The organism is Micromonospora sp. WMMA1998 (assembly GCF_027497375.1).
Classification (GTDB): domain Bacteria; phylum Actinomycetota; class Actinomycetes; order Mycobacteriales; family Micromonosporaceae; genus Micromonospora; species Micromonospora sediminicola.
Genome location: NZ_CP114911.1, coordinates 5,654,330 through 5,679,011, shown reverse-complemented (window position 1 = coordinate 5,679,011; position 24,682 = coordinate 5,654,330). Strand labels below are relative to the sequence as shown.

Annotated in this window: 23 protein-coding genes and 1 pseudogene; 10 read left to right on the top strand and 14 right to left on the bottom strand. The window is 74.0% G+C overall.

Annotated features, from left to right (window positions below):
- Positions 1–81: 81 nt before the first annotated feature.
- From O7600_RS26440 to rimP, 8 genes and pseudogenes are all read right to left on the bottom strand, one after another.
- The gene (locus O7600_RS26440; protein ID WP_281591131.1) at positions 82–1,113 is read right to left on the bottom strand and encodes a bifunctional oligoribonuclease/PAP phosphatase NrnA; all 1,032 of its coding nucleotides are present in this window, start codon (positions 1,111–1,113) and stop codon (positions 82–84) included.
- Positions 1,110–1,598 carry a 30S ribosome-binding factor RbfA gene (gene rbfA / locus O7600_RS26435; protein ID WP_281591130.1) on the bottom strand — a complete coding sequence of 163 codons (489 nt, stop codon included), beginning with the start codon at positions 1,596–1,598 and terminating at the stop codon, positions 1,110–1,112. Before rbfA ends, O7600_RS26440 begins: the two co-directional genes overlap by 4 nt.
- 202 nt (positions 1,599–1,800) lie before the next feature.
- Positions 1,801–2,094 (bottom strand): DUF503 domain-containing protein, encoded by a 294-nt coding sequence (locus O7600_RS26430; RefSeq protein ID WP_013284668.1) that lies wholly within the window; start codon positions 2,092–2,094, stop codon positions 1,801–1,803.
- 41 nt (positions 2,095–2,135) lie between these two features.
- Positions 2,136–3,179, bottom strand: coding sequence for an SAM-dependent methyltransferase (locus tag O7600_RS26425; protein WP_281591129.1), 1,044 nt, complete (start codon positions 3,177–3,179; stop codon positions 2,136–2,138).
- Between the two features lie 76 nt (positions 3,180–3,255).
- A complete protein-coding gene (infB, locus tag O7600_RS26420; protein WP_281591128.1) occupies positions 3,256–6,249 on the bottom strand; it encodes a translation initiation factor IF-2 in 2,994 nt (997 codons plus the stop codon).
- Between the two features lie 93 nt (positions 6,250–6,342).
- Positions 6,343–6,679, bottom strand: a pseudogene (locus tag O7600_RS26415) (YlxR family protein).
- Between the two features lie 15 nt (positions 6,680–6,694).
- Positions 6,695–7,738: a transcription termination factor NusA gene (gene nusA / locus O7600_RS26410; RefSeq protein ID WP_091579980.1), complete on the bottom strand. Its 1,044-nt coding sequence runs from the start codon at positions 7,736–7,738 to the stop codon at positions 6,695–6,697.
- Complete coding sequence (gene rimP, locus O7600_RS26405) at positions 7,735–8,382, bottom strand: ribosome maturation factor RimP (RefSeq protein ID WP_281591127.1); 648 nt, start codon at positions 8,380–8,382, stop codon at positions 7,735–7,737. Before rimP ends, nusA begins: the two co-directional genes overlap by 4 nt.
- A gap of 264 nt (positions 8,383–8,646) precedes the next feature.
- Here rimP and O7600_RS26400 point away from each other — a divergent pair, with 264 nt between their 5' ends.
- The 6 genes from O7600_RS26400 (at position 8,647) to O7600_RS26375 (ending at position 14,165) form a co-directional block, all read left to right on the top strand.
- Complete coding sequence (locus O7600_RS26400; protein WP_281594275.1) at positions 8,647–9,099, top strand: hypothetical protein; 453 nt, start codon at positions 8,647–8,649, stop codon at positions 9,097–9,099.
- Between the two features lie 17 nt (positions 9,100–9,116).
- Entirely contained in the window at positions 9,117–9,566 is a 450-nt protein-coding gene (locus tag O7600_RS26395) for a ferritin-like domain-containing protein (RefSeq protein ID WP_281594274.1), read from the top strand.
- Positions 9,567–9,635: 69 nt separating this feature from the next.
- On the top strand, positions 9,636–10,217 hold the full coding sequence (locus O7600_RS26390; RefSeq protein WP_281591126.1) for a PadR family transcriptional regulator: 582 nt from the start codon (positions 9,636–9,638) through the stop codon (positions 10,215–10,217).
- Between the two features lie 19 nt (positions 10,218–10,236).
- On the top strand, positions 10,237–10,968 hold the full coding sequence (locus O7600_RS26385) for an ABC transporter ATP-binding protein (RefSeq protein WP_091579995.1): 732 nt from the start codon (positions 10,237–10,239) through the stop codon (positions 10,966–10,968).
- Complete coding sequence (locus tag O7600_RS26380) at positions 10,965–13,646, top strand: ABC transporter permease (RefSeq protein ID WP_281591125.1); 2,682 nt, start codon at positions 10,965–10,967, stop codon at positions 13,644–13,646. The genes O7600_RS26385 and O7600_RS26380 overlap by 4 nt, the downstream gene beginning before the upstream one ends.
- 51 nt (positions 13,647–13,697) lie before the next feature.
- On the top strand, positions 13,698–14,165 hold the full coding sequence (locus tag O7600_RS26375; protein ID WP_281591124.1) for a nitroreductase family deazaflavin-dependent oxidoreductase: 468 nt from the start codon (positions 13,698–13,700) through the stop codon (positions 14,163–14,165).
- An 8-nt stretch (positions 14,166–14,173) separates the two neighbouring features.
- Here O7600_RS26375 and O7600_RS26370 read toward each other — a convergent pair whose 3' ends face one another.
- A complete protein-coding gene (locus tag O7600_RS26370; protein WP_281591123.1) occupies positions 14,174–14,428 on the bottom strand; it encodes a hypothetical protein in 255 nt (84 codons plus the stop codon).
- 286 nt (positions 14,429–14,714) lie between these two features.
- On the opposite strand from O7600_RS26370, the gene O7600_RS26365 reads away from it, so the two are divergent.
- The gene (locus O7600_RS26365) at positions 14,715–15,929 is read left to right on the top strand and encodes a helix-turn-helix transcriptional regulator (RefSeq protein ID WP_281591122.1); all 1,215 of its coding nucleotides are present in this window, start codon (positions 14,715–14,717) and stop codon (positions 15,927–15,929) included.
- A gap of 47 nt (positions 15,930–15,976) precedes the next feature.
- Positions 15,977–16,507, top strand: a complete 531-nt coding sequence (locus O7600_RS26360; RefSeq protein ID WP_281591121.1) for a GNAT family N-acetyltransferase — start codon at positions 15,977–15,979, stop codon at positions 16,505–16,507.
- Between the two features lie 19 nt (positions 16,508–16,526).
- On the opposite strand, the gene O7600_RS26355 is transcribed toward O7600_RS26360, so the two are convergent.
- Positions 16,527–16,790, bottom strand: a complete 264-nt coding sequence (locus O7600_RS26355; protein ID WP_281591120.1) for a type II toxin-antitoxin system prevent-host-death family antitoxin — start codon at positions 16,788–16,790, stop codon at positions 16,527–16,529.
- Between the two features lie 66 nt (positions 16,791–16,856).
- Here O7600_RS26355 and O7600_RS26350 point away from each other — a divergent pair, with 66 nt between their 5' ends.
- A complete protein-coding gene (locus tag O7600_RS26350) occupies positions 16,857–17,585 on the top strand; it encodes a nucleotidyltransferase domain-containing protein (protein WP_281591119.1) in 729 nt (242 codons plus the stop codon).
- Positions 17,586–17,591: 6 nt separating this feature from the next.
- Here the strand turns inward: O7600_RS26350 and O7600_RS26345 are convergent, their stop codons facing one another.
- Together O7600_RS26345 and map are read right to left on the bottom strand one after the other, a co-directional pair.
- Positions 17,592–18,308 (bottom strand): VIT1/CCC1 transporter family protein, encoded by a 717-nt coding sequence (locus O7600_RS26345; protein WP_281591118.1) that lies wholly within the window; start codon positions 18,306–18,308, stop codon positions 17,592–17,594.
- Positions 18,305–19,162: a type I methionyl aminopeptidase gene (gene map, locus O7600_RS26340; protein ID WP_281591117.1), complete on the bottom strand. Its 858-nt coding sequence runs from the start codon at positions 19,160–19,162 to the stop codon at positions 18,305–18,307. The genes O7600_RS26345 and map overlap by 4 nt, the downstream gene beginning before the upstream one ends.
- A 94-nt stretch (positions 19,163–19,256) precedes the next feature.
- On the opposite strand from map, the gene O7600_RS26335 reads away from it, so the two are divergent.
- Positions 19,257–19,571 carry an STAS domain-containing protein gene (locus O7600_RS26335; RefSeq protein ID WP_281591116.1) on the top strand — a complete coding sequence of 105 codons (315 nt, stop codon included), beginning with the start codon at positions 19,257–19,259 and terminating at the stop codon, positions 19,569–19,571.
- Between the two features lie 13 nt (positions 19,572–19,584).
- On the opposite strand, the gene O7600_RS26330 is transcribed toward O7600_RS26335, so the two are convergent.
- Entirely contained in the window at positions 19,585–20,829 is a 1,245-nt protein-coding gene (locus O7600_RS26330; RefSeq protein ID WP_281591115.1) for an FUSC family protein, read from the bottom strand.
- Positions 20,830–21,004: 175 nt separating this feature from the next.
- On the bottom strand, positions 21,005–24,670 hold the full coding sequence (locus O7600_RS26325) for a SpoIIE family protein phosphatase (RefSeq protein ID WP_281591113.1): 3,666 nt from the start codon (positions 24,668–24,670) through the stop codon (positions 21,005–21,007).
- Positions 24,671–24,682: the final 12 nt, after the last annotated feature.

The window sequence follows — 24,682 nt, the reverse complement described above, 5'->3', positions numbered from 1 at the left end:
GGAAGCACGGGGCTTGACCGGCGACGACCCCGCTACCTCGGGAAACGGCGGTGTCGGGGAAGCGGGCGGGAGGCGAACCGGTCAGGAGTGCGGGGTGAGCACCTCGGCGCCGAGCGCGGCGCGGATGTCCCCGACCACCTCGTCGAGCGGGCCCCGACCGGTGAAGCCGGCCGCGAACCGGTGCCCGCCGCCGCCGAGCGCCACCGCCACCCGGCTCACGTCCACCGCGCCCTTGCTGCGCAGCGAGACCGCCCACTCGGCGTCGCCGGACTGCTTGACCACGCAGCTCACGTCCGCCTCGGCGGTGCAGCGCACCGAGTCGATCAGCGCCTCCAGCACGTACGCCGGCTGGTCGTGGCGGGCCAGGTCGTCGTGGGTCGCGTACGTCCAGACCAGGCCGTGCCCGGCGGCGGCCGCGGGTTCCAGCGTGGCCCGGCCGAGTACCTCGCCGAAGAGCCGGACGGCGCCGAACGGGCGGGTGTCGAAGATCCGCCGGGAGATGTCGCCGGGGCGGATGCCGGTGGCGAGCAGGCGGGCGGCCATCTCGTGCACCGCCGGGGTGGTCGCCTCGAAGCGGAACGAGCCGGTGTCGGTGGTCAGCGCCACGTAGAGGCCGGTCGCCATCTCCGCGTCCAGCGCAACGCCGAGCCGGTCCAGCAGGCCCAGCGCGACCACGGAGGTGGCCGCGGCCTGCGGGTCGACCAGGTTGATCCGGCCGAACCCGGTGTTCGAGGCGTGGTGGTCCAGCACCAGCGACGTGCCCGCCCGGCCCAGCCGGTCGACCAGGTCGCCCAGCCGGGAGTCACCGGCCGCGTCGAAGCAGATCACCAGGTCCGGATCCGGGTACGCGTCGTCCTGCGGCACCAGCAGGTCGACGCCGGGCAGCCAACGGAACGGCTCGGGGACGCCGGGCGGGCCGGGGAAGGTCGCCTGGAGGTGGCGTACGCCGAGCCGGCGCAGCCCCAGCCCGAAGCCGAGCATGCTGCCGAGCGCGTCCCCGTCCGGGTTGACGTGGCAGATCAGGAGCACCCGCGCGTCGGCGGGAAGCCCGCGTACCGCCTCGACGGCGGCCGCCCACTCGGCGTCGGTGGGACCAGGGCCGGCCCCGGTCACCGGCGGTCGCCGCCGCGCGGTTCGTCGTCCCCGGCCGCGGCGTCCCCGGCCGGCGAGTCCTCGTCCTCGTCCTCGACCCGGTACGGCTGGGCCTCGCCGGCGTAGGAGGACGTGGCGGCCAGCCGCTGCACCTCGGCGTCGGCGTTGCGCGCGGCCGTGAGCAGGTCGTCGATGTGCTTGACCTGGTCCTGCACGTCGTCGAGGACGAAGGTCAGCGTCGGCGAGTGTCGCAGCCCGAGGGCCTTGCCGACGGTGCTGCGCAGCATGCCCTTGGCGCTCTCCAGCGCGGCGGCGGTGCTCGCCTGGGCCGCCGCGTCACCGAGCACGGTGTAGAAGACGGTGGCGTCGCGCAGGTCGGCGGTGATCCGGGCGTCGGTGATCGTGATCATGCCGAGCCGGGGGTCCTTGATCTGGCTCCGCACCAGCGACGCGACCAGTTCACGGATGCGCTCCGCGTGCCGGCGTACCTTGGCCGGATCCGACATGTCCCCACCTCCACGATCACGGTTCACCGGCTCCGACCCCTGGCCCGGCGCGTCGGCGCCGTGCCGTGATCGGGAGCCGTCGGCCGGAGACGGACGACGCCGGGCGCCGCCGGGTCCGACCGCCCAACGTCGAAGAACATTACCCGCGTCCGGTCGGGCGTCGCGCGGCACGGCCGGGCTGCCGCGCGACGCGCCGACGGCGTCAGTCGTCCGCGCCGTGCAGGCGGCGGCGTACCGACAGCAGCTCGGTCTCCGGGCGGGCGGCGACCAGCCGCTCGCAGGAGTCGAGCACCTCGCGGACGTGGGCCGGCTCGGCGGCCACCACGGCCACCCCGATCTCGGCCCGGCCGTGCAGGTCGAGCGCGCCCACCTCGGCGGCGGAGACCTCGAACTTGCGCAGCGCGGCGACGATCGGCCGGACGTAGGACCGCTTGGCCTTCAGTGAGCGGGAGTCGCCCGGGAGCAACAGGTCGAACAGCGCGGTTCCGGTATACACGGCGAGCAACGGTACGCGGGCGGGCACCGCCCGGCACGCGATTAAGGGGCGGCCGCCACCAGCACGTCCCGCTCGATCGCCTGGTCGACCCGGTGGGCGAGGTCCCGCCAGCCGGGCCCGTCGACCACCCGCAGACCGGCGTCGGTCAGCACCGCCTCCGCCGCCGCGCGCGGCGCCACGTGGGTGTTCCAGGACAACCCCACCGCGCCGCCCGGCCGCAGCAGCTCCCGCCAGACCGGTACGGCGGCGCTGAGCAGTTCCAGCGGGCTGCGGGACAACTCCTGTCCGGTACGGCTGCCGTGCGCCACCCCGTACGGCGCGTCGGTCACGATCACGTCGGCGCAGCGGGGGCGGAGCACCTCGCGGGCCCGGGTGGTGTCGGTGTTGAGCACGACGACCCGCTGGGTGACGCCGGCCCGGTGCGCGTCCCGGGACGGGGCGAGCACCGCTTCGAAGCGGCGGGCGACCAGCTTGCGGTCCCGGCGCACCGACGTGGTCTCCGCCGTGTGCTTGAGCCGCTTGCGCCGCAACCAGGTGCGCAGGAACGCCGTGTACGCCTCCACGTCCTGACTGTCGCGTTCGACCCCGATGCCGTCGTGGCCGTACATGAGCGCCTGGTTGAGCGTGGTGCCGCGGCCGCACAGCGGGTCCAGCACCACCAGTCCGCCGTCGAGCATCCGGGGCGCGGCGGCCGAGGCGAGCAGCGTGACGTTGAGCAGCAGCCGGGTGAACTGCTCGTTGGTCTTGCCGGCGTACTTCTGGATGGTGATCAGGTCGGAGTCGTAGTGCGCCAGCGGGTGCAGCGGCACCGGCCGGAGCAGGTCGTCGCCGACCCGTTCGAAGAGCGCGTACGCCGCCGACAGGTTCGCCAGGTGGGCCAGGTCCCGGGCGCCGAGCCCGGGCTCGGGGGCGGCGAAGGTCAGGTACTCCACCCCGCCGATCCGCTCCGCCGCGGCGTCGACGGGGGCCGCGTCGAGCATCCCGGAGCCGGCGAAGATCTCCAGTTCGGCGCGGGCCAGCCGGCCGGCGGCGTCGGCGTAGACGCGGTTGGCGGACGGGGCGAGCAGCAGCGCGTACCTGGGCACGCCGGAGATTGTTCCAGCCTGCGGAAACGGCGACGGCCGGGGCCCCAAGGCCCCGGCCGTCGTCATGTCACACCGCTCAGGCGCGCGGCTTCTCCCGCATCTCGAAGGTCTCGATGATGTCGCCGACCTGGACGTTGTTGTAACCGCCCAGCGTCAGACCACACTCGAAGCCTTCGCGGACCTCGGTCGCGTCGTCCTTGAACCGCTTCAAGGAGCTGATCGTGAGGTTGTCCGCCACGACCGCCCCGTCCCGCAGCAGCCGCGCCTTGGCGTTGCGGCGGATGAGACCGGACCGGACGATACAGCCGGAGATGTTGCCGATCTTGGACGAGCGGAAGACGTCGCGGATCTCCGCGGTGCCCAGCTCGACCTCCTCGTACTCCGGCTTGAGCAGACCCTTGAGCGCGGCGTCGATCTCCTCGATGGCCTGGTAGATGACCGTGTAGTACCGGATCTCCACGCCCTCGCGGTCGGCGATCTCGCGGACCTTGTTGGCGGCCCGCACGTTGAAGCCGATGATCGTGACCGCCTCGTTCGAGGCGCTCGCGAGCATGACGTCGCTCTCGGTGATCGCGCCCACGCCCCGGTGGATGATCCGGAGCTGGACCTCCTCGGGGATGTCGAGGTTGAACAGCGCGTCCTCGAGTGCCTCCACGGAACCGGAGCCGTCGCCCTTGAGCACCAGGTTGAGCGAGGTCTTCTCGCCCTCCTTGAGCTGCTCCATGAGCGTCTCGAGAGTGGCCCGGCCACGGGAGTTGGCGAACGATGCCGCCCGCCGCCGCGCCTGCCGCTGCTCGGCGATCTGCCGAACGGTGCGGTCGTCCTCGGCGGCCAGGAAGGTGTCACCCGCACCCGGCACCGTGGTCAGACCGAGCACCATGACCGGACGCGCCGGCCCGGCCTCGTCGACCGGCTTGCCGTTCTCGTCCAGCATGGCCCGGACCCGGCCGTGCGCCCCACCGGCGACGATGGAGTCGCCGGCACGCAGGGTGCCCTTCTGCACGAGCACGGTCGCCACCGCGCCGCGGCCCTTGTCCAGGTGCGCCTCGATGGCGACACCCTGCGCCGGCCCGTCGATCGGAGCGGTCAGCTCCAGCGACGCGTCGGCGGTCAGCAGGACGGCCTCCAGCAGCTCCTCGATGCCGGTACCGGGCTTCGCGGCCACGTTGACGAACATCGTGTCGCCGCCGTACTCCTCGGCGACCAGGCCGTACTCGGTCAGCTGCTGGCGGACCTTGTCCGGGTTCGCCTCGGGCTTGTCGACCTTGTTGACCGCGACCACGATCGGCACGTCCGCCGCCTTGGCGTGGTTGAGCGCCTCGATGGTCTGCGGCATCACGCCGTCGTCCGCCGCGACCACGAGGATCACGATGTCGGTGACCTGCGCACCACGGGCACGCATGGCGGTGAACGCCTCGTGACCCGGGGTGTCGATGAAGGTCACCGCGCGGTCCTCGCCCTCGTGCGGGACGTGCACCTGGTAGGCGCCGATGTGCTGGGTGATGCCACCCGCCTCGCCGGCCACCACGTTCGCCTTGCGGATCGCGTCGAGCAGCTTGGTCTTACCGTGGTCGACGTGACCCATGACGGTCACCACCGGCGCACGGCTGACCAGGCGGTCCGCCGCGACCTCGGCGTCGAGGTCGATGTTGAACTGCGCGAGCAGCTCGCGGTCCTCGTCCTCCGGGCTGACGATCTGCACGTCGAAGCCGAGGTGCTCACCCAGCAGCAGCAGGGTCTCGTCCGAACACGACTGCGTCGCGGTCACCATCTCGCCCAGGTTGAACATCTCCTGGACCAGCGAGCCCGGGTTGGCGTTGATCTTGTCGGCGAAGTCCGACAGCGAGGCGCCACGGGACAGCCGGACGACCTGACCCTGGCCACGGGGAGCGCCCGAGGACATGGTCGGGGCCGACAGGTTGTCGAACTCCTGTCTGCGCTGCTTCTTGGACTTGCGACCACGGGTCGGCCGACCACCCGGACGCCCGAAGGCACCCGCGGCGCCGCCGCCACGGCCGCGACCGCCGCCACCCGGACGGCCACCGCCGCCGGCCGGCGGACGGAAACCACCACCGGGTGCGCCGCCACCGCCACCGGGGCCACCGCGGTAGCCACCGCCACCGCCGCCGCCACCGGGACCGCCGCGGTAGCCACCGCCACCGCCGCCGCCACCGGGACCGCCGCGGTAACCACCGCCGCCGCCACCGGGACGACCCGCGCCGCCACCGGGACCGCCACGACCGCCACCGGGGCCGCCGGGGCGACCCGTGGTCGGGCGCTGACTCGGCATGGACGCCGGGCTGGGCCGCGGCGGCATGGACGCCGGGCTGGGCCGCGGCGGCATCCCGGCCGGGCTGGGACGGGGACCGCCCGCACCCGCGGCCGGCGGCCGCTGCTGCTGGCCACCCTGGATGCCGAACGGGTTGTTACCGGCGCCCCGCGCCGGCGGACGACCACCGGGCCGGGCACCCGGGCCCTGGCCCGGGCCGCCGGGCCGACCGGCGGCCGGGGAACCCGGACGCGGCGGCATGGCGTTCGGGCCGGGACGCGGACCGGGGCGGGGACCGCCCTCGGCCGGAGGCTCCCGGCGAACGGTCTCACGCTGCTGCTGGCGGGCGGCCTGCGCGGCCTTGACCGCGGCCTCCTGCTCAGCCTTCAGCGCGGCGGCACGCGCTTCGGCGGCCGCCACTTCGATGTCGTGCGCGCTCGCCGGCTTGGCGACCGGGGTCGCCGGCTGCGGCGGGCCGGGGACCGGGCCCTTGGGCTTCGGTCCTGGAGCCGGCGCGGCCGGACGCCGAGGCGGCATCGGCCGGGCCGAGACCCGGGGAGCGCCCGGGGTCGGGGTGGGCGTCGGGGTCGGGGCCGGGCCACTGGGCGCGGCAGCCGGCGGGCCGGCTGGCGCCGACGAACCGGCTACGAACGCGCTCCGCAGCCGCCGGGCGACGGGCGCCTCGACGGTGCTGGACGCGGACTTGACGAACTCGCCCATCTCCTTGAGTTTGGCGAGAACGGTCTTACTTTCGACCCCGAGCTCCTTGGCAAGCTCGTGTACGCGGGCCTTTCCTGCCACTGCACTCCTCACTCCGAGGTCGTGCGGGCAGCACCCGCAGCGACCTCACTCGTGCACTTGAAGCCTGGTCATTTCAGGGACTTCATCGTGTGCTCATGTCGGTCGTCCTACCTTGCTAGCGACCCTCGACCGGACGGGCTTGACCGGTCGTCGGGGGTTGCGCGTCGACGTGCTCCGCGAGCGCACCGTGGTCGGGGACCCCGGTGACGCGCAGTGCCCGCCCGAAGGCGCGGCGCCGCACCGCTTGCGCGAAGCAGGCCGGATTGGGGTGCATGTTCGCTCCCCGACCCGGCAGTCTGCGGGCCGGATCGGGTCGAAGACTGGTCTGACCAGCCTTGTCATCGACCGCGACGACCCGCAGCAACTCGCTGGCCGGCGCTCGTTTCCGGCAGCCCACACAGGTGCGCTCCGGCAGCGCGCGTCGTGCCACTGAGTAAGTCTACCCCTAGCTGCTCGAGATCGCGCCGCCCGGCTCCGGGACGTGATCAGCTCCGCCCCGCGCGGACGGGCCGGCGGTCTCCGCGTCGGAGCGGATGTCGATCCGCCAACCGGTCAGGCGGGCCGCGAGGCGGGCGTTCTGCCCTTCCCGGCCGATCGCGAGCGAGAGCTGGAAGTCCGGGACGGTGACCCGGGCGGTACGGCTGGCCAGGTCGACCACCTCGACCCGCAGGGCCTTGGCCGGCGAGAGCGCGTTGCCGACGAAGGTGGCCGGGTCGTCCGACCAGTCGATGATGTCGATCTTCTCGCCGTGCAGCTCGCTCATCACCGCGCGGACCCGCTGGCCCATCGGGCCGATGCAGGCGCCCTTGGCGTTGACGCCGGAAGCGGTCGACCGGACGGCGATCTTCGTGCGGTGACCTGCCTCACGTGCGATCGCACCGATCTCCACCGTGCCGTCGGCGATCTCCGGCACCTCCAGCGCGAACAGCTTCTTCACCAGCGCCGGGTGCGAACGGGACAGCGTGATCTGCGGCCCGCGCATTCCCTTGGCGACGTGCACCACGACGCAGCGGATCCGCTCGCCGTGCTCGTACCGCTCGCCGGGGACCTGCTCGGACTGGGGCAGGACGCCCTCCAGCTTGCCCAGGTCGACGCTGACGATGCCCTTCTCCCGGCGGGTCTCGTGCGCCTGCACCACGCCGGTGACCAGGTCACCGTCGCGGCCGACGTACTCGCCGAAGTGCACCTCGTCGGTGGCCTCCCGCAGCCGCTGGAGGATCACCTGCTTCGCGGTCATGGCGGCGATCCGACCGAAGTCGTGCGGGGTGTCGTCCCACTCCCGGGTCACCGTGCCGTCGGCGTCCAGCTCCTGCGCGTAGACCGAGGCGGCCCCGCTCTTGCGGTCGATCTCCACCCGGGCGTGCGCCTCGGCGCCGTCGGTGTGCCGGTAGGCGGTCAGCAGCGCGGTCTCGATCGCCGCGAGGATCGTGTCGAACGGGATCTCCCGCTCGCGCTCCAGGGCGCGCAGCGCCGCGAGGTCGATGTTCACCTCTCCTCGTCCTCCAGATCTTCGTCGTCGTCGATGTCGGTGTCGTCACCGAGGTCCTCGTCGTCCAGGCGGGAGAACTCCACCTGGACCCGGCCGGGGCCGAGTTCGGCGTACGCGTGCGTGACGGGCCCGGCGTCGCTCTCCAGCTCCACCCGATCGTCGTCGGCGGCCGTCACCCGGCCGGTGAGCTGCCGGTCGCCGGCCTCGCCCCGCACGGTGACCTTGACCAGCCGGCCGACGTTGCGTCGCCAGTGCCGGGGCAGGGTGAGCGGGCGGTCCACGCCGGGGGAGCTGACCTCCAGCTGGTACTCGCCGGCGACGATGTCGCCGCCGGCCTCCTCGGCCGCGTCCAGCGCCGCGGAGACCGCCCGGGACACGTCCGCGACGGCGTCCAGGTTGATCCCGCCGTCGGCGTCCACGATCACCCGGACCACGTGCCGCCGGCCGGCCCGGGAGACGGAGAGGTCCTCCAGGTCGTAGCCGGCAGCGGTGACCACCGGCTCGATCACCTCGCGCAGCCGGGTCCGGCGCGCGGCGAGGTCGCCGCGGGGTGCGCCGCCCCGGTCCGCGCCGCGGGGGCCGTCGGACCGGCGAGGCCGTCCGCTGGGCCCCGTCGGCCGGGTGGCACGGCCACGCTGCGTCATTCCGCGTACCTCTCTGCTGTTGCCACGGCCCACCGGGCCGTGTTGGTCCCGCGCCGGCGCGGGCGGTCGTCCCGCCATGCCGGTACGCCACCGGGGCGTCCGCGCCCGGTGGCTGCGCAGAGCGTAACGCTTGGGCGCGGCGGCGGCCCGGGCGGCGCACCGACGACCCTGCCCCACGGGGCGGCGGAGATGGTGTTGACTTGTGCGGTGGGGACCGGCAGAACACCATCCGACCAGGTCAGAGCGGGGCATTCCCGGCGTCGCCTGCTGCGCGCCGGCGCGCTCGTGGCGCTGGGTGGCGCGACCGTGCCGCTGACTGGTTGTGATCTTTTCGACCGTGACGACGAGCCGTCGCCGCCGGACGCGTTGGAGCCGTTGGCGGCCGAGGCGCTCGCCCTGGAGGCCCGCTACCGGGCCGCGGCGACCGCCGCGCCGGCGCTCGCTGCGCGGCTGACCCCGATCGCCGACGCGCACCGGGCGCACGCCGACGAACTGCGCCGGGTGATCGGCCGGCCGGCGCCCTCCGGCACGCCGACGGCCGACCCGTCGGGCGCGCCGGTCACCGGGCCGGACGGGGTGCTGACCGACCTGCGCCGGGCCGAGCAGCAGGGCCGGACCAACGCCGCGAAGGCGTGCGCCGCCGCGCCGGCCGAGCGGGCCGCGCTGCTCGGCTCGATCGCCGCCGCCCGGGCCACCCACGTGGAGGCACTGGCATGAGCGAACGCACCGAGCGGATGCACGCACCGAGCCCGACGAGCGACCCGACCCAGGTCCTCGCCGACGCGCTCGCCGCCGAGTACGCGGCGGTCTGGGCGTACGGGGTGATCGGCGTGCACCTCACCGACGCGGCCCGCACGGCCGCCCGCGCCGCCGAGGCGGCCCACCGGTCCCGACGCGACGCGCTGCTCCTCCAGCTCGCCGAGGGCTCCGGCCAGGTGCCCGCCGACCGGGCCGGTTACGCGCTGCCCTTCCCGGTGACCGACCGGGCCGGCGCGCTGCGGCTGGCGGTGGAGGTCGAGGAGCGGACCGCCGGGCACTGGCGGGCGGCGCTGCCGCACACCACCGGTCCCGACCGCAACACGGCTCTCGCCGCGCTCACCGACTGCGCGTTGCGGGCCACCCGCTGGCGGCGCACGGCGGGGGTGACTCCGGTCACCGTCGCCTTTCCGGGCCGCACGGCCTGAGCGCGGGCCCGGTCACCCGGCGGAGCCCTGCGGTTGCGGGCCGCATACCAGGTATGCATACTCCACGCCATGTCCATCCGTCACGGCCTGCTCGCCCTGCTCGAACGCGGCCAGATGTACGGCTACCAGCTGCGCGCCGCGTTCGAGGAGTCGACCGGGTCGACGTGGCCGCTGAACATCGGGCAGGTCTACACCACGCTCGCGCGGCTGGAACGCGACGGACTGGTCCGCCCACTGCCGGAGAACGAGGGCGGGCAGCGGCCGTACGAGATCACCGACTCCGGGCGCGCGGACCTGGCGCTCTGGTTCGCCACGCCGATCAGCCGCGCGGACCGGCCCCGGGACGAGTTGTCGATCAAGCTGGCGTTGGCGCTGACCACCCCCGGGGTGGACGTCCGCGCGGTGGTGCAGACCCAGCGCAGCGCCACCATGCGTGCCCTGCAGGAGTTCACCCGGTTGAAGTACGCCAGCGACAAGCCGGAGGATCTGCCCTGGCGGTTGGTGCTGGACGCGATGATCTTCCAGGCCGAGGCCGAGGTGCGCTGGCTCGACCACTGCGAGACCAGCCTGGTCCGGCACCGCCCGGCGCCGGCCCGACCGGCGGACCACCCCGAGGCGGTGGACCGGGCCGGCGACGAAGCCCGCCGGTGAGGCGGCACGGGAGGCGCGGATGAACCCGACCGACGGGGTGCTGGAACTGCGTGCGGTGCACCGCACGCACGGTGGCGGCGAGGCCGCCGTGCACGCGCTGCGCGGGGTCAGCCTGACCGTGGCCGCTGGCGAGATGGTGGCCGTGATGGGCCCCTCCGGCTCCGGCAAGTCCACCCTGCTGGCCCTGGCCGGCGGCCTGGACCGGCCCACCGCCGGTGAGGTGCTGGTCGAGGGCGAGGCGCTCGGCGGGCTCGCCGCCCGCGAGCTGGCCCGCCTGCGCCGGCGCCGGATCGGGTACGTCTTCCAGGACCTGAACCTGCTCGGCAGCCTGACCGCGGTGGAGAACGTCGCCCTTCCCCTGGAGCTGGACGGCACCGGGGTGCGGGCGGCCCGCCGGCTCGCCCTGGCCGCGCTGCGCGAGGTGGACGTCGCCGGCCTGGCCGACCGCTTCCCGGACCAGATGTCCGGCGGCCAGCAGCAGCGGGTGGCGATCGCCCGGGCGCTGGTCGGCGAGCGCCGGCTGGTGCTGGCCGACGAACCGACCGGGGCGCTGGACTCCCAGGCCGGCGAGGCGGTGCTGCACCTGCTGCGCCGCCGGGTGGACGCCGGCGCGGCCGGCGTGCTGGTCACGCACGAGGCCCGCCACGCCGGCTGGGCCGACCGGGTGGTGTTCCTGCGCGACGGGGTGCTGGTCGACTCGACCGCCCCGCTGGTCGGGGTCGAGCACCTGCTCAGCGGCAGCAGCCGGTGAACCGCGGGCGGTTCGCCGCCGCGCTCCGGTCGTGGCGGCCCGCGCTGCGGATCGCCCGACGCGAGGCGCTGCGGTCCCGGCGGCGCACGCTGCTGGTGCTGGCGATGATCGCGCTGCCGGTCCTCGGCCTGAGCTTCACCGCCGCCAGCTACGACATGTCGGACCTGACCCGGGCGGAACGGCTCGACCGCCGGCTCGGCGGCGCCGACGCGGAGCTGCGCTGGACCGACCTGTCCCCGGTCACGCAGGACGCCTGGGGCGAGTCGGCCTGGTCGGCCGGGGACGACCCGGTCCCCCGGACCCGCCCGGTCACCGCCGACGAGTTGCGGGCGCTCCTGCCCGCCGGCAGCCGGGTCACCCGGGTGCGCTGGTGGGTGCCGTTCGAGACCCGGATCGGTCGCCGGACCGCGTCGTTGGACGCCCGGGCCGTCGACCTGACCGACCCGCTCGCCCGGCCGCTGGCCCGGGTCCGCGAGGGCCGCCCGCCGGTGCGGCCGGACGAGATCGCGGTCAACCAGGCCGCGCTGCGCCGGCTGGACACCCGCGTCGGCGCGCCGGTGCGCGCGATCGACGGCACCACCTACCGGGTGGTCGGCGTGGTCGAGTTCCCCGACAACCTGCGCGAGATGGTCACGCTCGCGGACCTGGCCCCCGAGGGCCCGCCGAGCGAGGTGAGCTGGCTGGTGGACCTGCCCGGGCCGGTGGAACCGGCGCTGGTCGACCGGCTGAACGCGCGGGGCGTCCAGGTGACCGCCCGTACCAGGCTGCCGGGGCGGCAGGAACTGGCCCGTGGTCCGTCCATCCCCGACGTCGAGCAGACCGGCAGTGTGGCGCTGGTCGGCGGGCTGGGCCTGCTGGAGGTGGTGCTGCTCGTCGGACCGGCCTTCGCGGTCGGCGTCCGACGCCGGCGACGGGACCTCGCGCTGGTCGCGGTGGCCGGTGGCGACGCCGCGCACCTGCGCCGGATCGTGCTCGCCGACGGGGTGGTGCTCGGCGCCGGCGGGGCCGCCCTCGGTCTGCTGCTCGGCGTCGGGACGGCGATCGCCGCGCGCCCGCTGGTCGAGCAGTACCTGCTCCAGGAGCGGATGGCCGCGTACCGGGTGTTTCCGACCGCGCTGGCCGCGATCGCCGCGGTGGCGGTGCTGGCCGGGGTGCTCGCGGCGCTCGCGCCGGCCTGGGCCGCGTCCCGGCAGGACGTGGTGGCCGGCCTGGCCGGGCGGCGCGAACCACCCCGGCCGGGCCGCCGGTGGCTGCTGCTCGGTCTCCTGCTGACCGCCGCCGGCACCGCGCTGGCCGCGTACGCCGCCTCCCGGACCTCGCCCACCGGGGTGCTGGCCGGCGTGGCCCTCGGCGAGCTGGGCCTGGTCTTCTGCACGCCCATGCTGGTGGGGTTGCTCGCCCGGGCCGGGCGACTGCTGCCGCTGACGCCCCGGCTCGCGCTGCGCGACGCCAGCCGCAACCGGTCGTCGGCCGCGCCGGCCATCTCGGCGGTGATGGCGGCGGTCGCCGGCAGCGTGGCGCTCGGCGTCTACCTGGCCAGCGACGACGCCCGCAGCCAGGCGCTCTGGCAGCCCGGCCTGCCGCCGGGCAACATGATCCTCATGCCCGCCGGCGGGCCGGTGACCGGTTCGCTGCCGGCGGCCGGCGCGGTCGCCGAGCGGGTGCGGGCGGTGCTGCCGGGCGCCACCGTCAGCGCGGTGGCCGGCGCGACGTGCGCCCACCCCGCCGGCCCGGACGACTACTGCATGGCCGTCGCCGTCCGTCCGCCGGCGGAACGGTGCCCGTACGGGCCGTACCAGGAGGGGCCCGCCTCGACCCGGCACGACCCCCGCTGCGTCCAGCCGTTCCGGGAGCCGGACGACATCTCGCTGCCGACGCTGGTGGACGACGGCGGCGCGCTGGCCGCGCTCACCGGCGCCCCGGCCGACGAGCTGGCCGCCGCGCGCCGCGCCCTCGCCGCCGGCGGCGTGGTGGTCACCGACCCCCGACACCTGGTGGACGGGCAGGTGCGGGTGGAGGTCAACCACAGCCCGGACGGCCGCACGACGGTCCGGCACCTGCCCGGCCACGTCCTGCGTGGCGGCCTCCCGGTCGACCGGCTGGTGCTCTCCCCCGCCGCCGCGACCACGCTCGGCCTGGCCGCCGAGCCGCTGGGCTACCTGGTGGACACCACCGGCCCGCCCACCGAGCGGCAGCGCGAGCGGCTGACCGAGGAACTGGCCGAGGTTGTCGAGCTGTCCGCCCAGATGGCGACCGCACAACCGCCGTCGAACCAGCGGCCGCTGCTGCTCCTGCTGGCCGCCGCGTCCGGGGTGATCACGCTCGGCGCCGCCGCGGTCGCCACCGGCCTGGCCGCCGCCGAGGGCCGCCGGGACCTGTCCACGCTCGCCGCGGTCGGCGCCGACCCCCGGGTACGCCGGGTGCTGTCGCTCTGGCAGGCCGGGGTGATCGCGGGGATCGGCTCGGCGCTGGGCATCGTGGCGGGGCTGGGCTCGGCCGCCGTCATCCTGGCCGCGCTCAACCAGCGGTACGCGCAGTCCTGGCCGGTGCAGCCGTCGTACCCGTTGACCGTGCCCGGCCAGACCATGACGGTGCTGGTGGTGGTGCCGCTGGTGGCGATGCTGGGCGCGGCGCTGCTCACCCGTTCCCGCCTGCCGGTCGAACGTCGCCTCGACTGACCGGGGTCCGCAGGGGGTGACGGGGCGCGGCGGGGGCGGCAGACTGGACGGGTGACCGCTCTGGGATCCCTCACCCGCCGCCTCGGTCACCAGCAGTGGTTCGCCACCACCATGCGTCTGCTCGTCCCCGCCGACCGGCTCGTCGGCCGGCTGACGAAGGGTCGCGTGGTCGCCTTCGGGCTGGTGCCCACACTGGTGCTCACCTCCACCGGCCGCCGCTCCGGCAAGCCCCGCAGCAACCCCCTGGTCTACGTCCCCGACGGCGACGCCTACGTCGTGATCGGCTCGAACTGGGGGCAACGACACCAACCGTCCTGGACGTTCAACCTGATGGCCCACCCGGGCGCCGAGGTGGACGTCAAGGGCCGCCGGATCCCGGTCACCGCCGAGCAGGTCACCGGCGAGGAACGGGAACGGCTGTTCCAGCGGCTGGTGCAGGAGTGGCCGGCCTACCGCACGTATGTCGAGCGGGCCGGCGGCCGCGAGATCCGCGTGTTCCGTCTGGTCCCGAACGCCTGAGCAACTGCTCACCGTGGCCGGAACCGCGGCGAGCAGTCGCCGTCGTGATCCGGCCGGAGCAGGCAGCGTCGTCCCTCGAACAGGTTGCGGTCGCAGAAGACCCAGTGCCGTATGTTCTGGTCGTCCTCGGGCGAGACGCTGGTGCCACCGGGTTCGGTCTGCGGGAGGACGTGGCTCCAATGTGCCACCACCCGGGCAAGGCGCTGCGCCGACACGAGGTCGTTGACGACCATCGGCAGATGGATGACCCACCGTTCGGTCATCGTTCCTGCTCCCGCTCGGCCCGGGCACGCGCCTGCTCGGACTGCCAGCGCCGCAGGGCGTCCTTCACTCTCATCGAACCTGTCCTTTGTCAGTGCCATCCGGCCGTGGGGGCGGGCCGATACGGCCCGCCCCGGCACCTGCCGTCGCAGCCTGATCGCGGTACGCCGACAGGGATCACACGGGCCGCGCCGAATCGGTCGGCCTCGGTAGCATCCCGATTACGGAGAGCAGGCGGCAGCGGTGAGCAGTGGGCCCACACGCCAGCCCACGACCGGAGAGGGTGGCATGGACCATTTCGGGGACATCCTCAGGCGGCACCGGGTCGCCGCCGGTTGGTCGCTGCGGAAGTTCGCCGAACTCGTCAGATACGACTTCGGCTACCTCGGGCAGATCGAACGTGGCGCGCGCCCCGTCAATCCCGCCGTCGTCGCCGCCTACGACCGGGCACTGTCGACCGACGGCTCGATCGAGAAGGCATACGACAGCAGGCGCGCCAACGACCTCGACATGCCGAGGAGGTCGGTCCTCCAAGCCATGACTTCGCTCGCTGCTCTCCCCGCCGTCGACCGTCTGGTCGGCTGGGAGGCGCTGCGACACGGCCTCGACGCCGCCGTTGACGTCGATTTCGACGCGTGGACAGAGATCGTCTCCTCCTACGGCACGGCCTACTATCGCCAGCCGCACGAACAGCTGATGACACAACTCGGCCGGGATCTGACGGTCCTACAGCATCAACTCGCCGCAAGTGACGATCGGCGTCGCCCACAGCTGCTACGTGCCGCCGCGGCGCTGTCGGTGATCGTCGCGCTCAGCCTCGTCGCGTCCGGACATGCTCTGCTGTCGAGGAGATGGTGGGCCAGCGCCCAGAGAGCCGCCGACGAGTCCGGTGACCCCGACACGCAAGTCCTGACCCGCGCCTGGGACATCGTCAACGGCTGCTACGACGGCCGACGGCCCATGACCGTCGTAGCAATCTCCGATGAGGTGCTGCCGCTCGCCGGTAGGCCGTCGGCTGCCACCTGCGGTCTGCTGGCGGGCCGGGCGCAGGCACTCGCCCTCGCCGGCCGGAACGACGAGGCAGTCGCGACCGTGCGCCGTCTGAGCGAGCAGATCGAGAAACTCCCGGCCGCCGTCGTCGAGGACGTCGAATCGCTGTGGGGCTGGCCGGAGCATCGCCTGCGACACACGGAGTCCTGGGTATACACCCACTCCGGTGACCGGAGGGCGGCTGCGGCAGCGCAGGCCCGGGCCTTGGAGTTGTATCCCGCTTCCCAGATCCGGCTGCGTACCCAGGTACAACTGCATCAGGCGGCGGCCACGGTCCGGGCCGGTGACATCACCGACGGTCTGACGGCGGCAGCCGATCTGTTGGACCGCCTGCCTCGGGAACAACACAACGAACTCGTGCGCGCGGTCACTCTGCAGGTCACAGCGGCGGTACCCGACAGAGAGCGGCACCGGCCGCTCTACCGGGAACTGATGGACCGGGTCCAACGGTGACCCCTCCGCCGTCCGTCACCTTCGACCGATGCCGTCCGGACGAGCTGATGTCTGTCGTCGACGCTCTCGCCGACCTGTACGCGCTGGTCTACGCCGAACCGCCTTACCTCGAAGGCCCGGCACAGGTCGCCCGGTTCCGGGCCGAGCTGCCCGACGAGGCAGCACGGCCCGGATTCCGCCTCGTCCTGGCGAGAGAGGGCGAAGAACTGATCGGAGCGGCGTACGGGTGGACCATGACCGCCGGCAACTGGTGGTCGCGGGCGAAGGAGGAACCCCCGGCCGAGGCGCGGGATCGCGACAAGTTCGCTGTACTGGAATGGATCGTCCATCCGCGGCATCGGTCTCACGGCATCGGCGCGGAGTTGATGCGTCGGCTTCTTCAGGGGCGCCCGGAGAGCTGGGCAACCCTTGCCTCCGATCCGCGCAGCCTGGCGAACGGCATCTATCGTCGCAACGGTTGGCGAGTTGCCGGGCACTCCCAGCTGCCGTGGGGGCCTTCGATGGAGCTGCTGGTACGCGATCTGAGAGTCGCGGAGGACGCGCGGACTGGAGCGCCCTGGCCACACCAGCAGCAATGAGTGGCTGGCGTCCAGCTTCTCAGAGGCCCAGCTCTTTGCGTAGGTCGGTGAGGGAGATCGGCACTTCGTCCAGACGGGCCAGGACGGCTCGGGCAGCCTCGACGTCGATCGCGTCCTCGGCGCGTTCGATCGCCTCGGCGAGGTCCGCCGGGACAATGGCAGCCAGCCGCTGCCCACGACCAGTGACGTAGGTGATGCGGCCGGCGTAGTGAGCCCGTGAGACGACATCCGCGAGATTCTCGCGAGCGTCGGAGATCGGAAGCTCGACAGCGGGCTCGGTCATACCTGAAGCCTACGGTCGTACGAGTCGTACAACTGGAACTGACGACGTTGCGGATTGGCGGTGGCCTTGGCCGGCGAACGAGACTCCGAGCGGCGTCTGGACGACCCGCGGTGGCGGGTGGCCGAGCGGGTCGGGGATGCCGTCCTACGCCGCTTCCCGGCCGACGTGCTCGCGGTCGCGGTGCACGGTCCGCTGGCGCACGGCGACGACGACGGCGGCGGGGACCGCGAGGTGGGGCTGTTGGTGGCCACCTACCGGCCGGGCGCCGGGCCGAAGCCGTCCACCCGCCGAGTCGACGGGGTGCTGGTCGACCTGACCGTGGCCGGGGCGGACGACTACCTGCGCCGGGCGACAACGATCACGTCCCGCTGGCCGCTGGCCGCTGACCGCTACGTCACCACCCGCGCCCTGCACGATCCGACCGGCTGGCTGCCGAAGCTGCGCGACGAACACCTGGCCCGGCTGGCCCGGGCCCGCCCGGCCGAGTTCACCACCGCCGCGCGGCAGGCCTGGTACCGGGGCAGCGCGGCGCACGCCCGCGCGCTGCGGCTGGCCGAGTGGTACGAGACCGACCAGGCACTGCTCATGCTCGGTGAGGCCCGGCTGGCCGCCGCGACCGTGCAAGGGCTGTTCAGCCGCACCTACTTCCGCGACCCGGGGGACGCGGTGCGGCGCACCGGACTGGCCGGGGCGGACATGACCGAGGTGGGCGCGGTGTTGACCCGGCAGGCCGAGGAGCTGGCCGCCCGGGGCCGGCCGGTGGACGGCACCGTCGACGACCTGCTGGACGGCTGAGGCCCGTCAGCCGATGCCGCCACCGACCCCGATCAGCGCGCCGATCAGGTAGGTCGCGCCGGCCGCCAGCGCGCCGAGCAGCAGCTGCCGCAGGCCGCTGCTCCACCAGGCGCGGTAGGTGAACCGGGCCACGATCGCCCCGGCGAGGAAGAGCCCCACGCCGCCGACGCCGAGCGCCAGCCACAGGCTGGTGAAGCCGAGCAGGTACGGCAGCAGCGGCACCAGGGCGCCGATCGAGAAGCAGATGAACGACGAGATCGCCGCCGCCCACGGGCTGGGCTGGTCGTCGGGGTCGACGCCCAGCTCCTCCCGGACGTGGACGCGCAGCGCCTCCTCCGGGTTGGCGCGCACCGCCTCGGCGACCTGGGTGGCCAGGTCTCGGGGCAGCCCGCGGGCCACCCACGCGTCGGCCAGCTCGCGGGCCTCCGCCTCCGGGTGCCGCTCCAGTTCCCGCCGCTCCTTGGCCACCTCGGCGGCCACCTGCTCGTTCGCCGACCGGACGCTCGTGTACTCGCCCAGGCCCATCGAGATGGCCCCGGCCACCAGGCCGGCCGTGCCGGTGAGCACGACGCTGCGCGGGGACACCCCGCCGCCACCGACGCCGGCGATCAGCGCGATGTTGGTGACCAGACCGTCCATGGCGCCGAAGACCGCCGGCCGCAGCCAGCCGCCGGACACGTCCGCGTGGTGCGCCTCGCGCAGCGCCGCCGGGGTGTCGGTCACGGCAGGGTCAGGATCTCGTAGCCGTCGTCGGTCACGACGATGGTGTGCTCGAACTGTGCCGTCCACCTCCGGTCCTTGGTGACCACCGTCCAGCCGTCGTCCCACATGTCGTACTGGTGGGTGCCGAGGGTGATCATCGGCTCGACGGTGAAGGTCATCCCGGGTTCCATCAGGTCGGTGGGGCGCGGGCTGTCGTAGTGCGGCACGTAGAGGCCGCTGTGGAAGGCCTCGCCGATGCCGTGGCCGGTGAAGTCGCGCACCACGCCGTAGCCGAAGCGCTTGGCGTAGGACTCGATCACCCGGCCGATGACGTTGATCTGCCGGCCCGGCGCGATCGCCTTGATGCCGCGCATCATCGCCGTGTGGGTCCGCTCGACCAGCAGGCGGGCCTCCTCGCTCACCTCCCCGACGCAGAAGGTCGCGTCGGTGTCGCCGTGCACCCCGTTCAGGTAGGCCGTGACGTCGACGTTGACGATGTCGCCGTCCTGGAGCACCGTCGAGTCGGGGATGCCGTGGCAGATCACCTCGTTGACGCTGGTGCAGCAGGACTTGGGAAAGCCCTTGTAGCCCAGCGTCGACGGGTAGGCGCCGTGGTCGCAGAGGAACTCGTGCACCACCTGGTCGATCTCGTCGGTGGTCACCCCCGGCTTGCAGTGCTCGCCCGCGAGCTGGGTCGCCCGGGCCGCGAGCCGACCGGCCACCCGCATCTTCTCGATGGTCTCCGGCGTCTGCACGTGGGACCCGCGCCACTCCTGCGGGCGCTTCTTCCCGACGTACTCGGGGCGCGGAATGTGGGCGGGGACCGCTCGCCACGGGGAGAGCGTGCCGGGGGTCAGCGGCGCACGGACGGTCATGCTCCCAGACTATCGCCGGCACCCCCGTGACCCCCGCCACGGCCCCGCCCACCAGGTTGTTGCCGTGCCGCAAACGCTGTGCCATTGTTGCTGCGTGGATCAAGGGGGCGCACCGCCCGTCTTCTCCGTGACGGCGGAGGGCGACGGCGACCAGTTGCGCGTCCTGGTGGCCGGCGAGGTCGACATGGCGACCGCCGACACCATGTTCCAGACCGCGCTCCGCGACCCCGCCCGACGGCTCACGCTCGACCTGCGGGCGGTCACCTTCTTCGACTCGGCGGCCATCCACGCGGTGGTGCGGCTGTCCCAGCGCTTCCCGGGCGCGCTCGTCGTGCTGCCGTCCCGGCAGGTCCGACGCGTGCTGGAGATCTCCGGCCTGGGCGAGCAGGACTGGCTGGCCGACGCCTGAGCCGGCTGCCCGTTCAGGGCGGATCCTCCGCACCGTGCGCCACCGGGCCGGGCGGCCCGGCCGGCGGGCGATCCGGCGCCGGCTTTCGTTCGGCGGGGTCCGTGGCGGTGTCGGGGGCGAGGTCGCGCCGCAGCGTCTCGGCGTCCTGCTTGCTCACGCCGCTCGCGCGGATCGTGTTCACGGCGATGATGCTCACGTCGTTCGCCAGGTTGACGCCACCGATCCGCAGCCCGCTGGTGAGTGCCTCCTGGGCCTGCCGGATGGCCGTCATCGCGGCGCGTTGCGACCGGGACGGCCGGTTGGCCGACGGCGACCACTCCACGGCCACGTGCCGGACGGCCTCGGCGAGGCTGTCGACGGCGGCCGCGAGCGAGGGCGGGACCGGCTCGTCGCTGCGGAGCGCGCTCTCCAGGTTGAGCGCGAGGTCACGACTCTGCAGCAGGGAGCGCATCATCAGTGCGGCGCCGTGTCGCCAGCCCTCCAGCGAGTTGTGGTTGTGCCACCGCAGCGGTGAGATGCGGACGACCTCGACGGCCGCCGACAGCGCCGTGTCCAGGTCCGAGGTGTCGACGCCGCGCAGTGTGTCGAGGGCGCGCTTGGCCAGCTCGGCGTCCCGATTCCGGGCGGCCTCGGCCACCCGGTCCAGTTCGGTGGCGATGCGGGCGAGCAACGGCCGACCAGCGCGCCGGATCCGGTGGATCGGGTGCAGGGGAAGCACCACCAGCGCGACCAGGATGCCCACCACGCCGCCGACGAGACCGTCGACGAAGCGCGGAAGCGCGAGGTTCGTGCTGGCCGGGGAGAGCACGGCGATCACCATGGCGCTGCCGCCCACCTGGGTCACGAATGAGCCCTCGCCGCTCAGCAGCACGGCGAACAGGATCGACACGGCCACGATGAGACCGATCTGCAGGTGTCCCTGCCCGACCCAGGAGACCAGCAGGTCGCCGAGGGTGATGCCCACCGCCACGCCCGCGACCAGGAACAGGGTCCGGCGGAAGCGCTGGCCCACCGAACTGGCGATGGTGCCCACCGCCACGGCGGGCGCGAACAGGGGCTGCGGGTTGTCGAGCACGTCGTTGGCGATCCACCACGCGCCGGCCGCGGCCACACCCGACTGGACCGCCACGAGCAGGCTCAGCCGCAGCCGTACCAGTCGGTCCCGGGCGGTGGCGGAGCCGGTACGTCGCACCGCCGCCCACGCCGCGCCGACCGGGTCGTGGGGCGAGCGCGGGCTCGCCGGCTCCCCTCGTCTCACCACCACCACGCTACGGCTCCGCCGCCCCGGTCCGTCGGAAAAGCGAGGCTGAACGGCGGATCACGCGGGCACGTCCGAGCGGAGATGGGGTGGTCACCCGCGTCCTCGACGCGGTAGCGGCGGCCAGCTGAGATCGTCCGGGTCGCGGGCGCACGGCGTTTGCGGTGGCGGCGGCTCAGTCGCTCCCGGTCAGCCGCCGGCGCAGCGTCAGCTCGGTGCCGTCCTCGGTGCGGGTCACGCTCATCTCCCCCAGCGCCTGGATCAGCGCCAGCCCGCGCCCCCGGAAGCTCGACCCGCTGGACTCGCGCCACCGTCCGCTGTCCCGGATCGTCGCGGTGACCGTGCGGTCCGCGATGGTGACCTCCACCCCGATCGTCGGGTCGACCGGGTCGATCGGGTGCTCGATCGCGTTCGCCGCGGCCTCGGAGATCGCCACGGTGAGGTCGAACAGGTCCGTCTCGCCGACCTGGTGGGCGACGAGGAAGTCCTCCAGCCGCTTGCGCAGCACGCTGAGCCGGGTCGGGTCGGCGGGCAGGCGCAGCGCGAAGCGGTTCAACTCGGCCGCCTCCAGCGCGAGCACCGCCACGTCGTCGTGCCGGGTCCGACCGGCGACCCGTTCCACCACCGCGTCCACCAGGTCGGCCACGTGCTCGCCGCGCGCGGTCGCGTCGCGCCGCAGCTGGCCGAGCCCGGCGTCGATGCCGGCCGTCCGGTCCTCGATCAGACCGTCGGTGTAGAGCAGCAACCGGCCGCCGGGGGCGAGTTCGCCCTCGACGGTCCGGTAGGTGGTTCCGGGGATCGCGCCGACCGGCGGTCCGAGGGCCCGATCGTGCAGGAACGCCACGTCGTCTCCTCGGATCAGCAGGGGCGAGGGGTGACCCGCGCTGGCGTACCGCAGCCGGCCGTCGCGCGGGGAGAAGCTGAGGCAGACCACCGTGGCGAAGGAGCCGCTGCCGGTGGAGTGGACCAGCCGGTTGAGCCGGGTCAGCGCCTCGCCCGGGTCGTAGCCCTCCAGGACGTACGCCCGCAGCGCGTTGCGGAGCTGGCCCATCGCGGCGGCGGCCCGCACGCCCTTGCCGACCACGTCGCCGATGACCAGCACCATCTCGTCGTCGGGCGTGCCCATCACGTCGTACCAGTCGCCGCCGACCTCGACGTCCGCGCTGCCGGGCAGGTAGCGGCTGGCCACCACCGCGCCGGGCAGCTGCGGCAGCGTACGCGGCAGCAGGCTGTGCTGGAGCGTGCTGGCGATCCGGTGCTCGGCCTCGTAGAGCTGGGCGTTCTCCAGCCGCACGCCGACCAGCCGGGCCAGCTGGGTCAGCGCCGCCTGTTCGGCGCCGCCGCCCTCGCCCCGCCACACCCGCAGCTCGCCGAGCTGCTCGCCGGTGGTCCCGGTCAGCGGCAGCACCACGGACGGCTCGGCGGGCAGGTCGCCGCCGGCGTCCTCCTCGTGGCGGGCGCCGGTGGCGGTGACCAGCACCCGGCCCGCCTCGGCCAGGGTGAGCGCGTGCCGGGCGGCGACCCGCACCACCTCGGCGGTGGACCGGGCGGTGTTGATCGCCACCGCGGCGTCGGCGAGCGCCCGCAGCCGGCGGATGATCTGCCCGCGGAGCTGCCCCAGCTCGACGTTGGCCCGGACCCGGGCCACCAGTTCCTGGCTGGAGAAGGGCTTGGTCAGGTAGTCGTCCGCACCGGCCGAGAGGCCGGCGACCTCCTCGGCGGCGCCGGCCCGCGCGGAGAGCAGCACGATCGGCACGTGCCGGGTGACCGGGTTGGCGCGCAGCGCGGCGACCAGCCCGAAGCCGTCCAGCCGGGGCATCATCACGTCGCTGAGCACCAGGTCGAACGGGGTGTCGACGGCCAGCCGCAGCGCCTCCACGCCGTCCGGCACGGCCACCACCTCGTAGGCCGGCGAGAGCAGCCGGCCGACGTGCTCGCGCAGGTCGGGGTTGTCGTCGGCGACCAGGATCCGGCCGGCGCCGCCCGGCGTCCCGGACGACTCGGGCAGCCCGGCCGGCCGGGCCACCTCGTCGGTCCAGAACCCGGTCTCGGCGACGTAGAGCCGGGCCTGCTCCGGCTCGGACAGCGGCACCGGGGAGAGCGCGGACACCCGGTCGGCGGGCAGGTGCGCGTAGCCGAACGGCACGGTCACCGTGAACGTGGTGCCCCGGTCGACGACGCTGCTCGCGGTCACCGTGCCGCCGTGCATCTCGACCAGCTCACGGACCAGGGCGAGCCCGATGCCGGTGCCCTCGTGGGTGCGCGAGCGGGCGCCCGCCACCCGGTGGAACCGCTCGAAGACCTGCGGCAGCTCCTCCGGCGCGATGCCCACGCCGGTGTCGGTCACCTCCAGCACCGCGGCCCCGTCGCCGGAGCGGACCCGGACCCGGATCTCGCCGTCGAAGGTGAACTTGACCGCGTTGGAGACCAGGTTGAGGACGATCTTCTCCCACATGTCCCGGTCCACGTAGACCGGCGCGCGCAGCGGCGGGCAGTCGACCACCAGACGCAGTCCGGCCCGTTCGGTGGCCGAGCGGAACGTGCTGGCCAGCCTTGACGTGTAGTCGGCCAAATCGGTGGGCTGGTAGCGGGCGGCCAGCCGGCCGGACTCCAGCCGGGAGAAGTCGAGCACGGTGTTGACCAGCTTGAGCAGGCGCAGCCCGTTGCGGTGCATCATGGTCAGGCGATCGATGTAGCGGTCGGGCAGCTCCCGGTCGGCGAGCATGTCCTCCAGCGGGCCGAGGACCAGGGTGAGCGGGGTGCGGAACTCGTGGCTCACGTTGGCGAAGAAGTTGGTCTTGGCGCGGTCGAGCGCGGCCAACTCGGCGGCCCGGGCCCGCTCCTGCTCGTACGCCCGCTGCTTGCCGACCGCCCGGGAGACCTGCGCGGCGACCAGGTCGACGAAGTCGCGGTAGTCGTCGGTGAACGGGAGCCGGCGGGACACCCCGAGCAGCAGCACCCCGGCCGGCTCGTTGGTGGCGGTCAGCGGCAGCAGCAGCGCCTGGTCGGCGGCGTCCGCCGGGACGGTGCCGGGCAGGTCGGCGGTGGCGATCCAGCGCGGCGCGGTCAGCTCCTCGCCGGCGGTCAGTCCCGGCGGCGGCCCGGCGACCGTGGCCGGATCCGTCCCGGTGCAGCCGGCGAGCACGGTGGCGCCCTCGGGGTCGGTGAGCCAGAGCGCGCTGAACGGCACGTCGGCCCGGTGGGCGTCGAGCACCCGGGCGACGGCCCGGCCCAGTTCGAGCGTGCTCGGCACGTCGCCCAGCTCGTTGCCCAGCTCGGCCAGGGCCCGCAGCCGGCGCTCGCCCAGCACCCGGCCGGTGGTCTCGTTGACGAAGCAGAAGATCCCCTCGACGGTGCCGTCGGCGTCCCGGATCGGGTCGTACGAGACGTCGAAGTAGACGTCCTCAAGGAAGCCGTGCCGGTTGATCACGAAGGGATGGTTCTCGCCCCGGTAGGGCACGCCGGTGCCGCGCACCCCGTCGAGCAGCGGGCCGAGGACGTCCCAGGTCTCGGCCCAGTGCAGCCGGGCGGACTGCCCGATCACCGCCGGGTGCTTGTCGCCGATGGTGGGCCGGTAGGCGTCGTTGTAGAAGGCCAGGTGCTCCGCGCCCCAGAAGACCACCATCTGGGCGCGGGACGCCAGCATGGTGCTCACCGCGTGGCAGAGCGCGGCCGGCCAGCGGTCCGGGGTGCCGAGCGGGGTGGCGGCCCAGTCGAAGCCGCGCAGCCGCTCGCCCATCTCGCCGCCGGCGGCGAACGCCGCGGTCAGCAACGGTGGGAATGACGCGCCGGCCGCCGGGGACGATCGACCGACGTCCCCGCCCCCCTGGGCCGAGCCCATGCAGCCTCCCGC

Coding starts and splice junctions, on each gene's coding strand:
- O7600_RS26370 (WP_281591123.1), bottom strand. CDS start 14,428: ATGACCGAACGGTGGGTCATCCATCTGCCGATGGTCGTCAACGACCTC.
- O7600_RS26360 (WP_281591121.1), top strand. CDS start 15,977: ATGTCTGTCGTCGACGCTCTCGCCGACCTGTACGCGCTGGTCTACGCC.
- map (WP_281591117.1), bottom strand. CDS start 19,162: ATGACCGTCCGTGCGCCGCTGACCCCCGGCACGCTCTCCCCGTGGCGA.
- O7600_RS26395 (WP_281594274.1), top strand. CDS start 9,117: ATGCACGCACCGAGCCCGACGAGCGACCCGACCCAGGTCCTCGCCGAC.
- O7600_RS26365 (WP_281591122.1), top strand. CDS start 14,715: ATGGACCATTTCGGGGACATCCTCAGGCGGCACCGGGTCGCCGCCGGT.
- O7600_RS26385 (WP_091579995.1), top strand. CDS start 10,237: ATGAACCCGACCGACGGGGTGCTGGAACTGCGTGCGGTGCACCGCACG.
- O7600_RS26390 (WP_281591126.1), top strand. CDS start 9,636: ATGTCCATCCGTCACGGCCTGCTCGCCCTGCTCGAACGCGGCCAGATG.
- rbfA (WP_281591130.1), bottom strand. CDS start 1,598: ATGTCGGATCCGGCCAAGGTACGCCGGCACGCGGAGCGCATCCGTGAA.
- O7600_RS26355 (WP_281591120.1), bottom strand. CDS start 16,790: ATGACCGAGCCCGCTGTCGAGCTTCCGATCTCCGACGCTCGCGAGAAT.
- rimP (WP_281591127.1), bottom strand. CDS start 8,382: ATGACGCAGCGTGGCCGTGCCACCCGGCCGACGGGGCCCAGCGGACGG.
- O7600_RS26325 (WP_281591113.1), bottom strand. CDS start 24,670: ATGGGCTCGGCCCAGGGGGGCGGGGACGTCGGTCGATCGTCCCCGGCG.